Below are 13,637 nucleotides of genomic sequence, written 5' to 3'. Positions count from 1 at the left end.
AGACGCCCCATTCGCACGCTTCGCCCACAGCGCGTGACCGACACCACAGCCACCGCGAACGCCGCTACGGCCCACAATGGAGCATGTGCTGACCGAACTCTGTACGCGGGGCGCCGCCACGCCCGGCCCGTCGCCGTCGCCCTATGTGGACCTCAGCCGGGCCGAGTGGAGCGCGCTGCGCGAGCGTACGCCGCTGCCGCTGACCGCCGAGGAGGTGGAACGGCTGCGCGGCCTCGGTACCGCCCTCGACCTGGACGAGGTCCGTGACGTCTATCTGCCGCTGTCCCGCCTGCTGAACCTCTACATCCACGCCACGCACGACCTGCGCGGCGCGCTGGGCACCTTCCTGGACACCCCGGACACCGAGCGCACCCGCACGCCGTTCATCATCGGCGTGGCCGGCTCGGTCGCCGTCGGCAAGTCCACCACCGCCCGCCTGCTCCAGGCGCTGCTGGCCCGCTGGCCCGAGCACCCCCGGGTCGAACTGGTCACCACCGACGGCTTCCTGCTGCCCAACGCCGAACTGCGCCGACGCGGCCTGATGGCCCGCAAGGGCTTCCCGGAGTCGTACGACCGCCGCGCGCTGATGCGCTTCGTGGCGGACGTGAAGGCCGGCAAGGAGCGGGTCACCGCCCCCGTCTACTCGCACCTGGTGTACGATATCGTGCCCGGCGAGCGGCTCACCGTGGAGCGCCCGGACATCCTCATCGTCGAGGGCCTGAACGTGCTCCAGCCGGCCCTGCCCGGGACGGACGGCCGGACCAGGCTCGCGGTCACCGACTACTTCGACTTCTCCATCTACGTCGACGCCCGCACCGACGACATCGAGAGCTGGTACCTGGACCGCTTCCGCAAGCTGCGGCAGACCGCCTTCCAGGACCCGAACTCCTACTTCCGCCGCTTCACCGAAGTGCCGGAGGAGGAGGCGATGGAGTACGGCCGTCAGGTCTGGCGCACCATCAACAAGCCGAACCTGCTGGAGAACGTGCTGCCCACCCGAGGCCGCGCCACCCTGGTCCTGCAGAAGGGCCAGGACCACAAGGTCCGCCGCGCGCTGCTGCGCAAACTCTGATCCCCCGACACACCGCAGGGCCCCCACCGTTCGTACGGCGGGGGCCCTGCTCGTCTCGCGGTGCGCGGGCGTCAGCCCAGGTGCGTGCGGACCGCCTCGGCCAGCCGCTCGGCGACGGCCTTCGCCTGCACCTGGTCGGCGGCCTCGACCATCACCCGGACCAGCGGCTCGGTGCCGGAGGGGCGCAGCAGCACCCGGCCGGTGGAGCCCAGCTCGGCCTCGGCCTCGGCGACCGCCGCGGCAAGTTCGAGGCTGGTGTTCACCCGGCTCCTGTCCACGCCCTTGACGTTGATCAGCAGCTGCGGCAGCCGGGTCATCACGGCGGCCAGGTCGGCCAGCGGCTGCTTGGTGGCGGCCAGCCGGGCACCCAGCATGAGACCGGTCAGGGTGCCGTCGCCGGTGGTGGCGTGGTCCAGCAGGATGACGTGGCCGGACTGCTCGCCGCCGAGCGCGAAGCCGTGCTCCTTCATCGCCTCCAGCACGTAGCGGTCGCCGACCGCGGTCTGCACCAGTTCCACGCCCTCGCGCTCCATCGCCAGCTTGAAGCCCAGGTTGGACATCACGGTGGCGACGGCCGTGTTGCGGCGCAGGGTGCCGGCCTCCTTCATGGCGACGGCCAGGATCGCGATGATCTGGTCGCCGTCGACCTCGTTGCCGTCCGCGTCGGCGGCCAGGCAGCGGTCGGCGTCGCCGTCGAGCGCGATGCCGAGGTCGGCCCGGTACTCCTCCATCGCGGTGCGCAGCCGGTCCAGGTGGGTGGAGCCGACGCCGTCGTTGATGTTGAGACCGGTGGGCTCGGCCCCCAGGGTGTGGACGACCTCGGCGCCGGCCCGGGCGAACGCCTCGGGGGCGACGTAGGCGGCCGCGCCGTGCGCGCCGTCGATGACGACCCGGATGCCGTCCAGCCGGTTGGGCAGCACGCCGATCAGGTGGGCGACGTACTTGTCGAAGCCCTCGTTGTACTCGCGGACCCGGCCGACGGCCTCACCGGTCGGACGCTTCCACTCCTCACCGCCGAGGGTGTGGGTGCGGTAGTGCGCCTCGATGGCGTCCTCGATCCGGTCGTCCAGCTTGTGGCCGCCCCGGGCGAGGAACTTGATGCCGTTGTCCGGCATCGCGTTGTGGCTGGCGGAGAGCATCACGCCGAAGTCGGCGCCCAGGGCGCCGGTGAGGTAGGCCACCGCCGGGGTGGGCAGCACGCCGACCCGCAGCACGTCGACGCCCGCACTGGCCAGGCCGGCGATGACCGCGGCCTCCAGGAACTCGCCCGAGGCGCGCGGGTCGCGGCCGACCACCGCGACCGGCCGGTGGCCGTCGAAGGCCCCCGCCTCACCGAGCACGTGCGCCGCCGCGACGGACAGCCCGAGCGCGAGCTCTGCCGTCAGCCCCTGGTTGGCCACACCGCGTACGCCGTCCGTACCGAAGAGTCGTCCCACTGTCCCGTCCTCCATCACCGCTGCTGGCAGGTAAACCCGGCAGTCCATTCGATCGAATCCCCGGCCCGCGCACCATGGCCGGGGAGCACGACGCCCCGGAGTACACGGGGTACTCCGGGGCGTGAGAGCGCAACCAGGGGTGTGCACCACCAGGGCGGCGCACACCCCTCGGGCGCGACTAGCGCTTGCTGTACTGCGGGGCCTTACGGGCCTTCTTCAGACCGGCCTTCTTGCGCTCGACGGCGCGGGCGTCACGCATGAGGAAGCCGGCCTTCTTGAGGGCGGCGCGGTTGTTGTCCACGTCGGCCTCGTTCAGGGCGCGGGCCACACCGAGGCGCAGCGCGTAGGCCTGACCGGAGGTGCCGCCACCCGAGATGCGGGCGACGACGTCGTAACGACCGTCGAGCTCCAGCAGCTTGAAGGGCTCGTTCACGGTCTGCTGGTGCACCTTGTTGGGGAAGTAGTTCTCCAGGGTGCGACCGTTGATCTTCCACACGCCGGTGCCCGGGACGATGCGCACGCGGGCGATCGCCTCCTTGCGGCGGCCAAGGCCGGCGCCGGGGATGGCCTCGCCGAAGCGACCGGCCAGCGACTCGGAGGTGTACTCCTCGGAGGTGTACTCGCCCTCGACGACGGTCTCGTCGAAGTCGACCTCAAGGGTTTCAGTGGTCTCGGCCACGGTGTTCCTCAGCTCTTTTCAGTGTTGGGGGGCTAGGTGGCCGGAGTTACTGCGCGACCTGGGTGATCTCGAACGGCACCGGCTGCTGGGCAGCGTGGGGGTGCTGGTCGCCCGAGTAAACCTTCAGCTTCGAGAGCATCTGGCGACCCAGGGAGTTCTTGGGGACCATACCCTTGATGGCCTTCTCGACGGCCTTCTCCGGGTTGTTCGCCAGGAGGTCGTCGTAGCGGACCGAGCGGAGACCGCCCGGGAAACCGCTGTGGCGGTACGCCAGCTTCTGGGTCTTCTTGTTACCCGACAGGTGCACCTTGTCCGCGTTGATGATGATGACGAAGTCACCGGTGTCAACGTGCGGCGCGTAGATCGCCTTGTGCTTACCCCGGAGGAGGTTGGCGGCCTGGGAGGCCAGGCGGCCGAGCACGACGTCGGTCGCGTCGATGACGTGCCACTGACGCTGGACGTCGCCGGGCTTGGGGCTGTACGTACGCACGGTCGTAGCCTCTGCTTTTCAGTGAGTGAGTCCTGACAGGAGCACCCGGTCGAGCGCGTCAGCCTGGCTGCCTTGGACGCAATTCAAGGGGAGCCGCTGGGTGGTCGACCTGATATCTCCGGCGTACCGACCTCTCACGTGAGATAGAGCGAGCCAATACGCACAACAAGCCCCCAGCCTACTGGGCGCGCCGGGGTGGGTCAAAATCCCCCCGCGCCGGCCGGGCCGGAAAGCGGCCCGGACCGGCGCTCGCACCCACCCCGGCCAGGCCCGGTCAGCGCTCGCGCTCGACCCGGGTGACGTCCCAGACCGGCTCGTCGGACGCGTACACCTGGCCGTCCGCGCCGAACACCAGGAACCGGTCGAAGGTCTTGGCGAACCAGCGGTCGTGTGTGACGCACAGCACGGTGCCGTCGAAGGCCTCCAGGCCGGCCTGCAGCGCCTCGGCGCTCTCCAGGTCCAGGTTGTCGGTCGGCTCGTCGAGCAACAGCGCCGTCACCCCGTCCAGTTCGAGCTTGAGGATCATCAGCCGGGCCTGCTGACCACCGGACAGCGACTCGAACTTCTGCTCCTCCTGGCGGTCCAGCTCGTACCGGCGAAGCGCCCCCATCGCGGCGCCGCGGCTGAGCGCGTGCTCCTCCTCGACGATCGAGCGCACCGTGCGGCCGAACAGCTCCGGGTGGGCGTGGGTCTGCCGGAAGTGCCCCGGTACGACGCGGGCGCCGAGCTTCCACTGGCCCGTGTGGGCGACCGTCGTGTCCCCCGCGAGCAGCCGCAGGAAGTGCGACTTGCCCGAGCCGTTGGAGCCCAGCACGCCGATCCGCTCGCCGTAGAAGACCTCCAGGTCGAACGGCTTCATCAGGCCGGAGAGCTCCAGCCGCTCCATGGTGAAGGCCCGCACGCCGGTCCGGCCGCCCTTGAGCCGCATGGTGATGTTCTGCTCGCGCGGCGGCTCCTCCGGGCGGCCCGCCTCCTCGAACTTCTTCAGCCTGGTCTGCGCGGCCGCGTAGCGGGTGGCCAGCGCGTGGCTGACCGAGGCGGCCTGGCGCAGGGTGACCACCAGCTTCTTGAGCTTGGCGTGCTCCTCGTCCCAGCGCCGGCCGAGCTCCTCGAACCGGGCGAAACGGTCCTTGCGGGCCTCGTGGAAGGAGTCGAAGCCGCCGCCGTGCACCCAGACGCTGCTGCCGGCCGCGCCGGACTCGACGCTGATGATCTTCTCGGCGGTCCGGGAGAGCAGCTCGCGGTCGTGCGAGATGTAGAGCACGGTCTTGGAGGTGGCCTTGATCGCCTCCTCCAGCCAGCGCTTGCCGGGGACGTCCAGGTAGTTGTCCGGCTCGTCCAGCAGCAGCACCTCCTCGGGGCCGCGCAGCAGTGCCTCCAGCACGAGGCGCTTCTGCTCACCGCCGGAGAGCGTGTTCAGCCCGCGCCACTGGGCCTTGTCGAAGGGCATCCCGAGGGCCGCGGTGGTGCAGACGTCCCAGTCGGTCTCGTAGTCGTACCCGCCGACGTCCGCCCAGTCGGAGAGCGCCTGGGCGTACGCCATCTGCGTCTTCTCGTCGTCCTGGGCGATCATCGCCAGCTCGGCGGCGTCGACCGCGCGGGCCGCGACGGCGATCCGCGCGGGGGCCACCGAGACCAGCAGGTCGCGGACGGAGGCGTCGGCGGCCAGCGGGGCCGGGCCCGGGCGGTCCTCGTCGTCCTGCTTGGCCTCGCGGCCGGTCGTCCCGACGAACTGGCGCATCACGCCGAGGCCGCCACTGATCGTCACCGAGCCGCCGTGCGGCTGGAGGTCGCCCGCGATCATGCGCAGCAGCGTGGTCTTGCCGGCGCCGTTGGCGCCCACCAGCGCGACCGCGGTGCCCTCGCCGACCCGGAAGGACGCGTCGTCGAAAAGCACCCGCCCGTCCGGCAGGTAGTACTCAAGGTGCGAAATCTCGACGTGTCCCATGGGGACGATTCTCCCAAGCCGCCGCCCAGGACCAAAACGGATTACCCGACGGCCGGCTGCCCGGGCAGCGTCCTGATCCGGCGGGCCAGCCGGCTGCGCTCGGCGAGCAGGTCGTCGGCCGGGTAGCCGACCTCCTCCAGCGTCAGCCCGTACGGCCGGATCACGTTGACCGCGGAGTTGCGCACCCCGCCGGCCAGCACCTCGCCGGGGAACTCCACCGGCCGGTGCCCGTCGCCGACCAGCAGCATCGCGCCCACCAGGGCCCGGACCATGTTGTGGCAGAAGGCGTCGGCGCGGACGGTGGCGACCGCCAGCGAGCCCTCCTGCGCGGCGTAGGAGTCGACCGGGACGCGGTCCCAGCGCAGCTCCAGCAGGGTGCGGATGGTCGTCGCGCCCTCGCGCTTCTTGCAGTACGCGGCGAAGTCGTGCTCCCCCAGCAGCAGCGCCGCGGCCGCGTTCATCCGCTCGACGTCCAGCGGCCGGTCGTGCCAGAGCACGTGCCCGCGCAGCAGCGGGTCGACCCCGCCGGGGTGGTCGGCGACCCGGTAGGCGTAGCGGCGCCAGATCGCGGAGAAACGGGCGTCGAAGCCGGCCGGCGCCTCGCCGAGCCGGTAGATCCGCACGTCCCCGGGCAGCCGTCCGGCCAGCCGGCGCAGCAGCTTCTCCCGGTGCGCGGCCCACAGCTCGGCGGGCAGGTCGACGTGGGCGACCTGGCCGCGGGCGTGCACACCGGCGTCGGTCCGGCCGGCGACCGTCAGCGGGTGGAGCTCCGTGCTGCGGGTGACGATCTGCAGCGCGGTCTCGATCTCCTCCTGCACCGTGCGGCGGCCGCCACGCTGGCGGGCCCAGCCGGAGAACTCCGCGCCCTGGTAGGCGAGGTCGAGCCGGACCCGGACGTACCCGTCCGCCGGGCCGTCCTTCACCGGCGGCCGCTCGGCGCAATCGTTGACCACTGCTTCACTCCAGACAGAAGGAACGGGCCCGCTCCCCCACGGAATGGGAGAGCGGGCCCGCACTGCACCCAAAGGTGTCAGGCCTGCTCGGCCTCGGCCTCGTCGGCCTTGGTGTCCTCGACCTTGGTCTCCTCGACCTTGGCCTCGGCCTCCTTGACGGCGCGCTTGGTGGCGCCCTCGGCCTCGCCGACGGCGGTCTGCGCGACGGTCAGCGCCTCGACCAGCTCGATCACGGCCATCGGGGCGTTGTCGCCGCGGCGGCCACCGATCTTGGTGATGCGGGTGTAGCCACCCGGGCGGTTCTCGTAGCGCGGCGCGATCTCGGTGAAGAGGGTGTGCAGCACCGAGATGTCGGTGATCGTCTTGCGAACCAGGCGACGGTTGTGGATGTCGCCCTTCTTCGCCTTGGTGATCAGCTTCTCCGCCAGCGGGCGCATCCGACGGGCCTTGGCCTCGGTCGTGGTGATGCGGCCGTACTGGAACAGCTCCCGGCACAGACCGGCGAGCAGCAGCGGCTCGTGGTGCGGGCCGCCGCCGAGGCGGGCACCCTTGGTGGGACGCGGCATGGAATGACTCCTTGGATCTCCGACCACGGCCGTACCAGGTACCGCGGCGGGCGTACGGACACGGTGTCCGCACGACTTTCATGATGGCGGGGGCGACTCCGGGGAACCGCCCCCGTCAGCAAAACAGGGGTCCGGGGGGAATCCCCCGGAACGCACTCAGTACTGCTCGGTCTCCGCGTAACCCGCGTCGTCCAGGTCGTCGGCGCCGAAGGCGTCGGCGGCGGCGGTCGGGTCGAACCCGGGCGGGCTGTCCTTGAGGGCCAGGCCCATGCCGGCCAGCTTCGCCTTGACCTCGTCGATCGACTTCGCACCGAAGTTGCGGATGTCGAGCAGGTCGGCCTCGGAGCGGGCGACGAGCTCACCCACGGTGTGGATGCCCTCGCGCTTGAGGCAGTTGTACGACCGAACGGTGAGCTCGAGCTCCTCGATCGGCAGCGCCAGGTCGGCGGCCAGGGCGGCGTCCGTCGGGGACGGGCCCATGTCGATGCCCTCGGCGTCGATGTTCAGCTCGCGGGCGAGACCGAACAGCTCCACCAGGGTCTTGCCGGCCGAGGCCATGGCGTCACGGGGGCGCATGGCGGGCTTGGTCTCGACGTCGACGATCAGCTTGTCGAAGTCGGTCCGCTGCTCGACACGGGTGGCCTCGACCTTGTAGGTGACCTTCAGCACGGGGCTGTAGATCGAGTCGACCGGGATGCGGCCGATCTCCTGGCCGGAAGCCTTGTTCTGCACGGCGGAGACGTAGCCGCGACCGCGCTCGACGGTCAGCTCCATCTCCAGCTTGCCCTTGCCGTTCAGCGTGGCGAGGACCAGCTCGGGGTTGTGCACCTCGACACCGGCCGGCGGCGCGATGTCGGCGGCGGTGACGACACCCGGGCCCTGCTTGCGCAGGTACATCACGACCGGCTCGTCGTGCTCCGAGGAGACGACCAGCTGCTTGATGTTGAGGATGAGGTCGGTGACGTCCTCCTTGACGCCCGGCACGGTGGTGAACTCGTGCAGGACGCCGTCGACCCGGATGCTGGTGACAGCGGCACCGGGGATCGAGGAGAGGAGCGTGCGGCGAAGGGAGTTGCCGAGGGTGTAGCCGAAGCCCGGCTCCAGCGGCTCGATCACGAACCGCGAGCGGAATTCGTCGACGACCTCTTCGGTCAGCGAGGGGCGCTGAGCGATCAGCATGTTTTCAGATCCTCCAGTTGTCTTCGGCACCCACTATTTGATGCCGAACAGAACCAGCGTACGGGGTCCCGGACGAACCGGGACCCCGTACGCGGTGTCAAGCGAACACCAGTGCCCGAAGGGCGCTGCGTCAGACGCGGCGGCGCTTCGGCGGACGGCAGCCGTTGTGCGGGGTGGGGGTGACGTCCTGGATCGAGCCGACCTCCAGGCCGGTGGCCTGGAGCGAACGGATCGCGGTCTCGCGGCCGGAGCCCGGACCCTTCACGAAGACGTCAACCTTGCGCATGCCGTGCTCCTGCGCGCGACGGGCAGCGGCCTCGGCGGCCATCTGCGCGGCGAACGGGGTGGACTTGCGCGAGCCCTTGAAGCCGACGTGGCCGGCGGAGGCCCAGGAGATCACGTTGCCCGCAGGGTCGGTGATCGAAACGATGGTGTTGTTGAACGTGCTCTTGATGTGGGCGTGCCCGTGAGCGACGTTCTTCTTCTCCTTGCGGCGCACCTTCTTGGCGCCGGCAGCCTGACGACCCTTGGGGGGCATAAGTCTGTTCTCCTACTGAGGTGGTCGGTCCGCTGACCCGCGGGCCGGAGGGATGTCCGGTGACGGGACGGACTACTTCTTGCCCGGCTTCTTCTTACCGGCGATCGCGCGACGCGGGCCCTTGCGGGTACGCGCGTTGGTGTGGGTGCGCTGACCGCGGACCGGCAGGCCGCGGCGGTGACGCAGACCCTCGTAGCAACCGATCTCGACCTTGCGGCGGATGTCGGCGGCCACCTCACGGCGGAGGTCACCCTCGACCGTGAAGTTGGCGTCGATGTACTGACCCAGCTTCACGAGGTCTTCCTCGGAGATGTCGCGAACGCGGACATCCGGGTTGACACCGGTCTCGGCGAGGGTGTGCTGGGCGCGGGTACGACCGATGCCGTACACGTAGGTAAGGGCGATCTCGATCCGCTTCTCACGGGGGAGATCAACGCCGGCGAGGCGTGCCATTCAAGGCTCCTGTGCTTTTTCAGAGGTCTTGCGCGCTACCTACTCCGACACCTCACGGTGTGGGAGCCCCGGCCTCTGACCGGGGGTGGCAGTCCGTCCCGCGAAGGACGGATCGGGTAGCCCGCTTATGACGTTTTCGCGTCGCGCGAAGTACTACGAGAAATGCTGGGGAGAACTGATCAGCCCTGGCGCTGCTTGTGGCGCAGGTTGTCGCAGATCACCATGACCCGGCCGTGACGGCGGATCACCTTGCACTTGTCGCAGATCTTCTTGACGCTCGGCTTGACCTTCATGCTTCAGGTTCTCCGGGTCTAGATCTGACGTTCTTACTTGTAGCGGTAGACGATCCGGCCACGCGTCAGGTCGTAGGGGCTGAGCTCCACCACGACCCGGTCGTCCGGCAGGATGCGGATGTAGTGCATGCGCATCTTGCCACTGATGTGCGCGAGGACCTTGTGACCGTTCTGCAGCTCGACCTTGAACATCGCGTTCGGAAGAGACTCGATCACGGTGCCCTCGATCTCAATGGCGCCTTGCTTCTTAGCCATGAACTGCGAGATCCACCTTCCGGGACCGGCTACCGTATGCGGAACGCTCGTGCGAACCTGGGTCCACCCCATCCCCCGAGGGGGAAGAGGGCGTGCTGGAGCACGCTACGAGTGAGCCGACGGTCCATCCTACGCCAGCGCGTCCGATGGGCCAAAACGAGGCCGGCCGGCGCCGCGCCGCGGGGCCGGCGTCACAGGCCCGCGGTGACCACCAGCGGCTCGACGTGGGCGGTGCAGGCCGCGCAGCGGCGCGCCGCCTGGGGGATCTCGGTCAGGCACTCGGGGCAGGGGCGCTTCGGGGCCTTCGGCTTCTTCGGCAGGTACCGGGCGGTGGCCTTGGTCACCGGCAGCACGACGCAGAAGTACAGCACCGCGGCGGTCATCAGGAACGCGATCAGCACGTTGAGGAACTGCCCCCACGGGAAGATGACCCCGCCGAGGTTGGCCTTGTACGAGCTGAAGTCGCCGGCGGCGCCGACCACGACGCCCACCAGCGGGGTGAGGAACGCCGACACGAAGCCGGTCACCACCCCGGTGAAGGCCGCACCGATGACCACACCGACGGCCATGTCGACCACGTTGCCGCGCATCATGAAGTCGCGGAATCCCTTGAGCACTGCACTCTCCTGCTTGATCGAAGCCGCTGCGGCCACTGAGACCACCGCCAGCCGATAAAAATAGGACAAAAGCCCTGGAGGTCCAAACCTCCAGGGCTCCGATCCCTTCCCGGACGCGGCAGTTGACCGCCTCCGGGACTACCCGAGGGGGTCCGGAGCTGCGGTGATGCCCAGCTTCGCGAGTTCGGCGCGGCCGCCGTCGAAGGACGTCAGCACCAGCGGGCCCTGCTCGGTCACGGCCACCGAGTGCTCCCAGTGCGAGGCCCAGGTGCCGTCGGTGGTCACGACGGTCCAGTCGTCCTCCAGCACCTTGGTGTGCGGGGTGCCCAGCGACACCATCGGCTCGATCGCCAGCACGGTGCCGGGGATCAGCCTGGGGCCCTTGCCCCGGCCCCGCTCGACGTAGTTCAGCACGTGCGGCTCCATGTGCATCGCGGTGCCGATGCCGTGGCCGCCGTAGCCCTCGGTGATGCCCCACTTGCCCTTGGGCGGCAGCGGCTGGCGGCGGATGAAGCCCTCGATCGCCTTGGAGACGTCCGCCAGGCGGTTGCCCTTCTTCATCTGGGCGATGCCGGCCCACATCGAGCCCTCGGTGACCCGGCTGAGCATCTCCACCTCGGGCCGGACCTCGCCGACCGCCACGGTGATCGCCGCGTCGCCGTGCCAGCCGTCCACGATGGCGCCGCAGTCGATCGAGATGACGTCGCCCTCCCGCAGCACCCGGTCACCGGGGATGCCGTGGACGACCTCGTCGTTCACCGAGGCGCAGATCACCCCGGGGAACCAGAGCCCGCCGTGGTCGGCGCGGAAGTTCGAGGTGGCGCCGTGGCCGGTGATGACCTTGTCGGCGATGTCGTTCAGCTCCTGGGTGCTCACCCCCGGAGCGACCGCCTCCCGGCAGGCCTTCAGCGCCTCGGCGACGACCAGCCCGGCCACCCGCATCTTCGCGATCTGCTCGGGGGTCTTGATCTCCACCATCTGGTCACGCCTTCCTTGGATTCCCGCCCGGTCCTTGCCGGGCGGCCGTGCACTCGTTCCACCGTACGACGCCGTACGGCCGCGCCGCCCCGGCGAGGGGCGGCGCGGCCGTACGGCGTCGCTCGGTACTGTCAGTTGTCCTGCTTCAGCGCCTCGATCGCGCGCTGGGTGACCTCGTCCACCTTGCCGAGCGCGGGGATCGTCGCCACCAGGCCCTGCTGGGCGTAGTAGTCGATGATCGGCTCGGTCTCCGTGTGGTAGACCTCCAGCCGCGTCCGCACCTTCTCCTCGGTGTCGTCCGAGCGCTGGTACAGCTCGCCGCCGCACTCGTCGCAGACGCCCTCGGCCTTCGGCGGGTTGTAGTCCACGTGGAAGACGTGGCCCCCGTCGTTGCGGCACAGGCGACGGCCGGCGATCCGGCGGACGACCTCGTCCTCGGGGACCTCCAGGTCCAGCACGCCGTCCAGCACGATGCCCTGCTCGGCCAGGAACTCGTCCAGCGCCTTGGCCTGGCCAAGGTTGCGCGGGAAGCCGTCGAGCAGGAAGCCGTTGGCGGCATCGGGCTGGAGCATGCGGTCCTTGGCCATCCCGATGGTGACCTCATCCGGCACCAGGCGACCCGCGTCCATGTAGCTCTTGGCCTCGAGCCCCAGCGGGGTGCCCTGACCAATGTTGGCGCGGAACAGGTCGCCGGTGGAGATGTGGGGGATGGACAGGGTCTTGGCGAGCACGTGCGCCTGAGTACCCTTCCCGGCCCCGGGAGGCCCGACGAGGACGATACGCATCAGCGGAGGAACCCTTCGTAATTGCGCTGCTGGAGCTGGCTCTCGATCTGCTTCACAGTTTCGAGTCCGACGCCGACGACGATGAGAACGCTGGTGCCGCCGAACGGGAAGTTGGTCTGCTGTCCGAAGGCGACCAGGGCGATCATCGGGATCAACGCGATCAGGCCCAGGTAGAGCGAACCCGGCCACGTGATGCGGGTGAGCACGTAGTTCAGGTACTCGGCCGTCGGCCGGCCGGCCCGGATGCCCGGGATGAACCCACCATACTTCTTCATATTGTCGGCAACTTCTTCGGGGTTGAAGGAGATGGCGACGTAGAAGAAGGCGAAGAAGACGATCAGCAGGAAGTAGGTGGCCATGTAGACGGGGTGGTCACCCTTGACGAAGTGGTTGCTGATCCAGACCGCCCAGTCGGCCTTACTGCTGGTCAGCTGGACCACCAGGGCCGGGATGTACAGCAGCGACGAGGCGAAGATGACCGGGATGACACCGGCCTGGTTCACCTTGAGCGGGATGTAGGTCGAGGTGCCGCCGAAGGCACGGCGCCCGATCATCCGCTTCGCGTACTGGACGGGGATCCGCCGCTGCGCCTGCTCCACGAAGATGACCAGCATCACAACGATGACGCCGACCGCGACCACGGAGAGGAACTCGACCCAGCCGTCACCGATGGTGCCGGACTGCTTGATCGCCCACATCGAGCCCGGGAAGCCCGAGGCGATGGAGGTGAAGATGAGGATCGACATGCCGTTGCCGATGCCGCGGTCGGTGATCAGCTCGCCCAGCCACATGATGAACGTGGTGCCGGCGGTCATCGTGATCACCATGACGGCGATCCGGAACACCGACTGGTTCGGGACGATCTGGTTGGCCAGCGAGCAGTTCGAGAACAGCGCGCCGCTGGAGGCCGTGGCCACGATGCCGGTGCCCTGGAGCACGGCGAGCGCGATCGTCAGGTAGCGCGTGTACTGGGTGATCTTCGCGGTGCCGGCCTGACCCTCCTTCTTCAACGCCTCGAGTCGCGGGATCACGACGGTGAGGAGCTGCAGGATGATGCTGGCCGTGATGTACGGCATGATGCCGAGCGCGAAGATGGTCAGCTGGAGGAGCGCTCCACCGCTGAACAGGTTGACGAGCCCGAACAGACCGTTCGTCTTTGTCTGCTTCACACACTCGTTGACGGCCTGAAAATCGACCCCCGGTACGGGAATGTGCGAGCCCAGCCGGAACAGCACCATGATGCCCAGCGTGAACAGCAGCTTCTTGCGCAGGTCGGGCGTCTGGAACGCCCGCGCGAACGCACTGAGCACGGTGCCTCCTGCGCCTCCCGCGCGTCGTCGGCGGGAGGGTCGGTCCTAATGGGGAGTTTGCGGTTCGGGCCCCCGTACAGACGGC

General features: G+C 69.3%; 16 protein-coding genes. 1 reads left to right on the top strand and 15 read right to left on the bottom strand.

Annotated elements, in window-relative coordinates; all coding sequences use genetic code 11:
* Positions 1-76 precede the first annotated feature (76 nt).
* Positions 77-1,072 (top strand): type I pantothenate kinase, encoded by a 996-nt coding sequence (gene coaA, locus ACIQTO_RS04130; protein ID WP_380577774.1) that lies wholly within the window; start codon positions 77-79, stop codon positions 1,070-1,072.
* A 71-nt stretch (positions 1,073-1,143) separates the two neighbouring features.
* Here coaA and glmM read toward each other — a convergent pair whose 3' ends face one another.
* The 15 genes from glmM to secY all read right to left on the bottom strand — a co-directional run bounded on the left by glmM (position 1,144) and on the right by secY (position 13,552).
* On the bottom strand, positions 1,144-2,508 hold the full coding sequence (gene glmM, locus ACIQTO_RS04125) for a phosphoglucosamine mutase (protein ID WP_402382471.1): 1,365 nt from the start codon (positions 2,506-2,508) through the stop codon (positions 1,144-1,146).
* A gap of 178 nt (positions 2,509-2,686) precedes the next feature.
* Positions 2,687-3,187, bottom strand: a complete 501-nt coding sequence (gene rpsI / locus ACIQTO_RS04120) for a 30S ribosomal protein S9 (RefSeq protein ID WP_402382468.1) — start codon at positions 3,185-3,187, stop codon at positions 2,687-2,689.
* 46 nt (positions 3,188-3,233) lie between these two features.
* The gene (rplM, locus tag ACIQTO_RS04115) at positions 3,234-3,677 is read right to left on the bottom strand and encodes a 50S ribosomal protein L13 (RefSeq protein ID WP_014136251.1); all 444 of its coding nucleotides are present in this window, start codon (positions 3,675-3,677) and stop codon (positions 3,234-3,236) included.
* Between the two features lie 274 nt (positions 3,678-3,951).
* Positions 3,952-5,625: an ABC-F family ATP-binding cassette domain-containing protein gene (locus ACIQTO_RS04110; RefSeq protein ID WP_402382465.1), complete on the bottom strand. Its 1,674-nt coding sequence runs from the start codon at positions 5,623-5,625 to the stop codon at positions 3,952-3,954.
* Positions 5,626-5,666: 41 nt separating this feature from the next.
* Positions 5,667-6,578 (bottom strand): tRNA pseudouridine(38-40) synthase TruA, encoded by a 912-nt coding sequence (gene truA / locus ACIQTO_RS04105; RefSeq protein WP_402382462.1) that lies wholly within the window; start codon positions 6,576-6,578, stop codon positions 5,667-5,669.
* Between the two features lie 77 nt (positions 6,579-6,655).
* Positions 6,656-7,144, bottom strand: a complete 489-nt coding sequence (gene rplQ, locus ACIQTO_RS04100) for a 50S ribosomal protein L17 (protein WP_360631608.1) — start codon at positions 7,142-7,144, stop codon at positions 6,656-6,658.
* A gap of 156 nt (positions 7,145-7,300) precedes the next feature.
* Positions 7,301-8,323, bottom strand: coding sequence for a DNA-directed RNA polymerase subunit alpha (locus tag ACIQTO_RS04095; RefSeq protein WP_030232516.1), 1,023 nt, complete (start codon positions 8,321-8,323; stop codon positions 7,301-7,303).
* 130 nt (positions 8,324-8,453) lie between these two features.
* Positions 8,454-8,861 carry a 30S ribosomal protein S11 gene (rpsK, locus tag ACIQTO_RS04090; RefSeq protein ID WP_035800872.1) on the bottom strand — a complete coding sequence of 136 codons (408 nt, stop codon included), beginning with the start codon at positions 8,859-8,861 and terminating at the stop codon, positions 8,454-8,456.
* A 72-nt stretch (positions 8,862-8,933) separates the two neighbouring features.
* Positions 8,934-9,314 carry a 30S ribosomal protein S13 gene (rpsM, locus tag ACIQTO_RS04085; RefSeq protein WP_360631611.1) on the bottom strand — a complete coding sequence of 127 codons (381 nt, stop codon included), beginning with the start codon at positions 9,312-9,314 and terminating at the stop codon, positions 8,934-8,936.
* Positions 9,315-9,493: 179 nt separating this feature from the next.
* A complete protein-coding gene (gene rpmJ, locus ACIQTO_RS04080; RefSeq protein ID WP_003956441.1) occupies positions 9,494-9,607 on the bottom strand; it encodes a 50S ribosomal protein L36 in 114 nt (37 codons plus the stop codon).
* A gap of 33 nt (positions 9,608-9,640) precedes the next feature.
* Positions 9,641-9,862 (bottom strand): translation initiation factor IF-1, encoded by a 222-nt coding sequence (gene infA / locus ACIQTO_RS04075; protein ID WP_003956442.1) that lies wholly within the window; start codon positions 9,860-9,862, stop codon positions 9,641-9,643.
* A gap of 191 nt (positions 9,863-10,053) precedes the next feature.
* Positions 10,054-10,479: a large conductance mechanosensitive channel protein MscL gene (gene mscL, locus ACIQTO_RS04070; RefSeq protein ID WP_402382457.1), complete on the bottom strand. Its 426-nt coding sequence runs from the start codon at positions 10,477-10,479 to the stop codon at positions 10,054-10,056.
* Positions 10,480-10,617: 138 nt separating this feature from the next.
* A complete protein-coding gene (map, locus tag ACIQTO_RS04065; protein ID WP_402382454.1) occupies positions 10,618-11,457 on the bottom strand; it encodes a type I methionyl aminopeptidase in 840 nt (279 codons plus the stop codon).
* A gap of 131 nt (positions 11,458-11,588) precedes the next feature.
* Positions 11,589-12,242 (bottom strand): adenylate kinase, encoded by a 654-nt coding sequence (locus tag ACIQTO_RS04060; protein ID WP_402382451.1) that lies wholly within the window; start codon positions 12,240-12,242, stop codon positions 11,589-11,591.
* Positions 12,242-13,552, bottom strand: a complete 1,311-nt coding sequence (gene secY, locus ACIQTO_RS04055) for a preprotein translocase subunit SecY (protein WP_380577782.1) — start codon at positions 13,550-13,552, stop codon at positions 12,242-12,244. Before secY ends, ACIQTO_RS04060 begins: the two co-directional genes overlap by 1 nt.
* Positions 13,553-13,637 lie beyond the last annotated feature (85 nt).

The sequence above is a fragment of the Kitasatospora sp. NPDC091207 genome (assembly GCF_044768625.1).
In the GTDB taxonomy this organism is placed as follows: Bacteria; Actinomycetota; Actinomycetes; order Streptomycetales; family Streptomycetaceae; genus Kitasatospora.
Note: the sequence above shows the minus strand (reverse complement) of the source record. Positions and strands in the feature narration are given on the sequence as shown.

What these genes read in the sequence shown, in the direction of transcription:
- infA (WP_003956442.1), bottom strand. Translation starts at nt 9,862, where the DNA reads ATGGCTAAGAAGCAAGGCGCCATTGAGATCGAGGGCACCGTGATCGAG.
- ACIQTO_RS04060 (WP_402382451.1), bottom strand. Translation starts at nt 12,242, where the DNA reads ATGCGTATCGTCCTCGTCGGGCCTCCCGGGGCCGGGAAGGGTACTCAG.
- rpmJ (WP_003956441.1), bottom strand. Translation starts at nt 9,607, where the DNA reads ATGAAGGTCAAGCCGAGCGTCAAGAAGATCTGCGACAAGTGCAAGGTG.
- coaA (WP_380577774.1), top strand. Translation starts at nt 77, where the DNA reads ATGGAGCATGTGCTGACCGAACTCTGTACGCGGGGCGCCGCCACGCCC.
- rpsK (WP_035800872.1), bottom strand. Translation starts at nt 8,861, where the DNA reads ATGCCCCCCAAGGGTCGTCAGGCTGCCGGCGCCAAGAAGGTGCGCCGC.
- rplQ (WP_360631608.1), bottom strand. Translation starts at nt 7,144, where the DNA reads ATGCCGCGTCCCACCAAGGGTGCCCGCCTCGGCGGCGGCCCGCACCAC.
- rpsM (WP_360631611.1), bottom strand. Translation starts at nt 9,314, where the DNA reads ATGGCACGCCTCGCCGGCGTTGATCTCCCCCGTGAGAAGCGGATCGAG.
- ACIQTO_RS04110 (WP_402382465.1), bottom strand. Translation starts at nt 5,625, where the DNA reads ATGGGACACGTCGAGATTTCGCACCTTGAGTACTACCTGCCGGACGGG.
- map (WP_402382454.1), bottom strand. Translation starts at nt 11,457, where the DNA reads ATGGTGGAGATCAAGACCCCCGAGCAGATCGCGAAGATGCGGGTGGCC.
- ACIQTO_RS04095 (WP_030232516.1), bottom strand. Translation starts at nt 8,323, where the DNA reads ATGCTGATCGCTCAGCGCCCCTCGCTGACCGAAGAGGTCGTCGACGAA.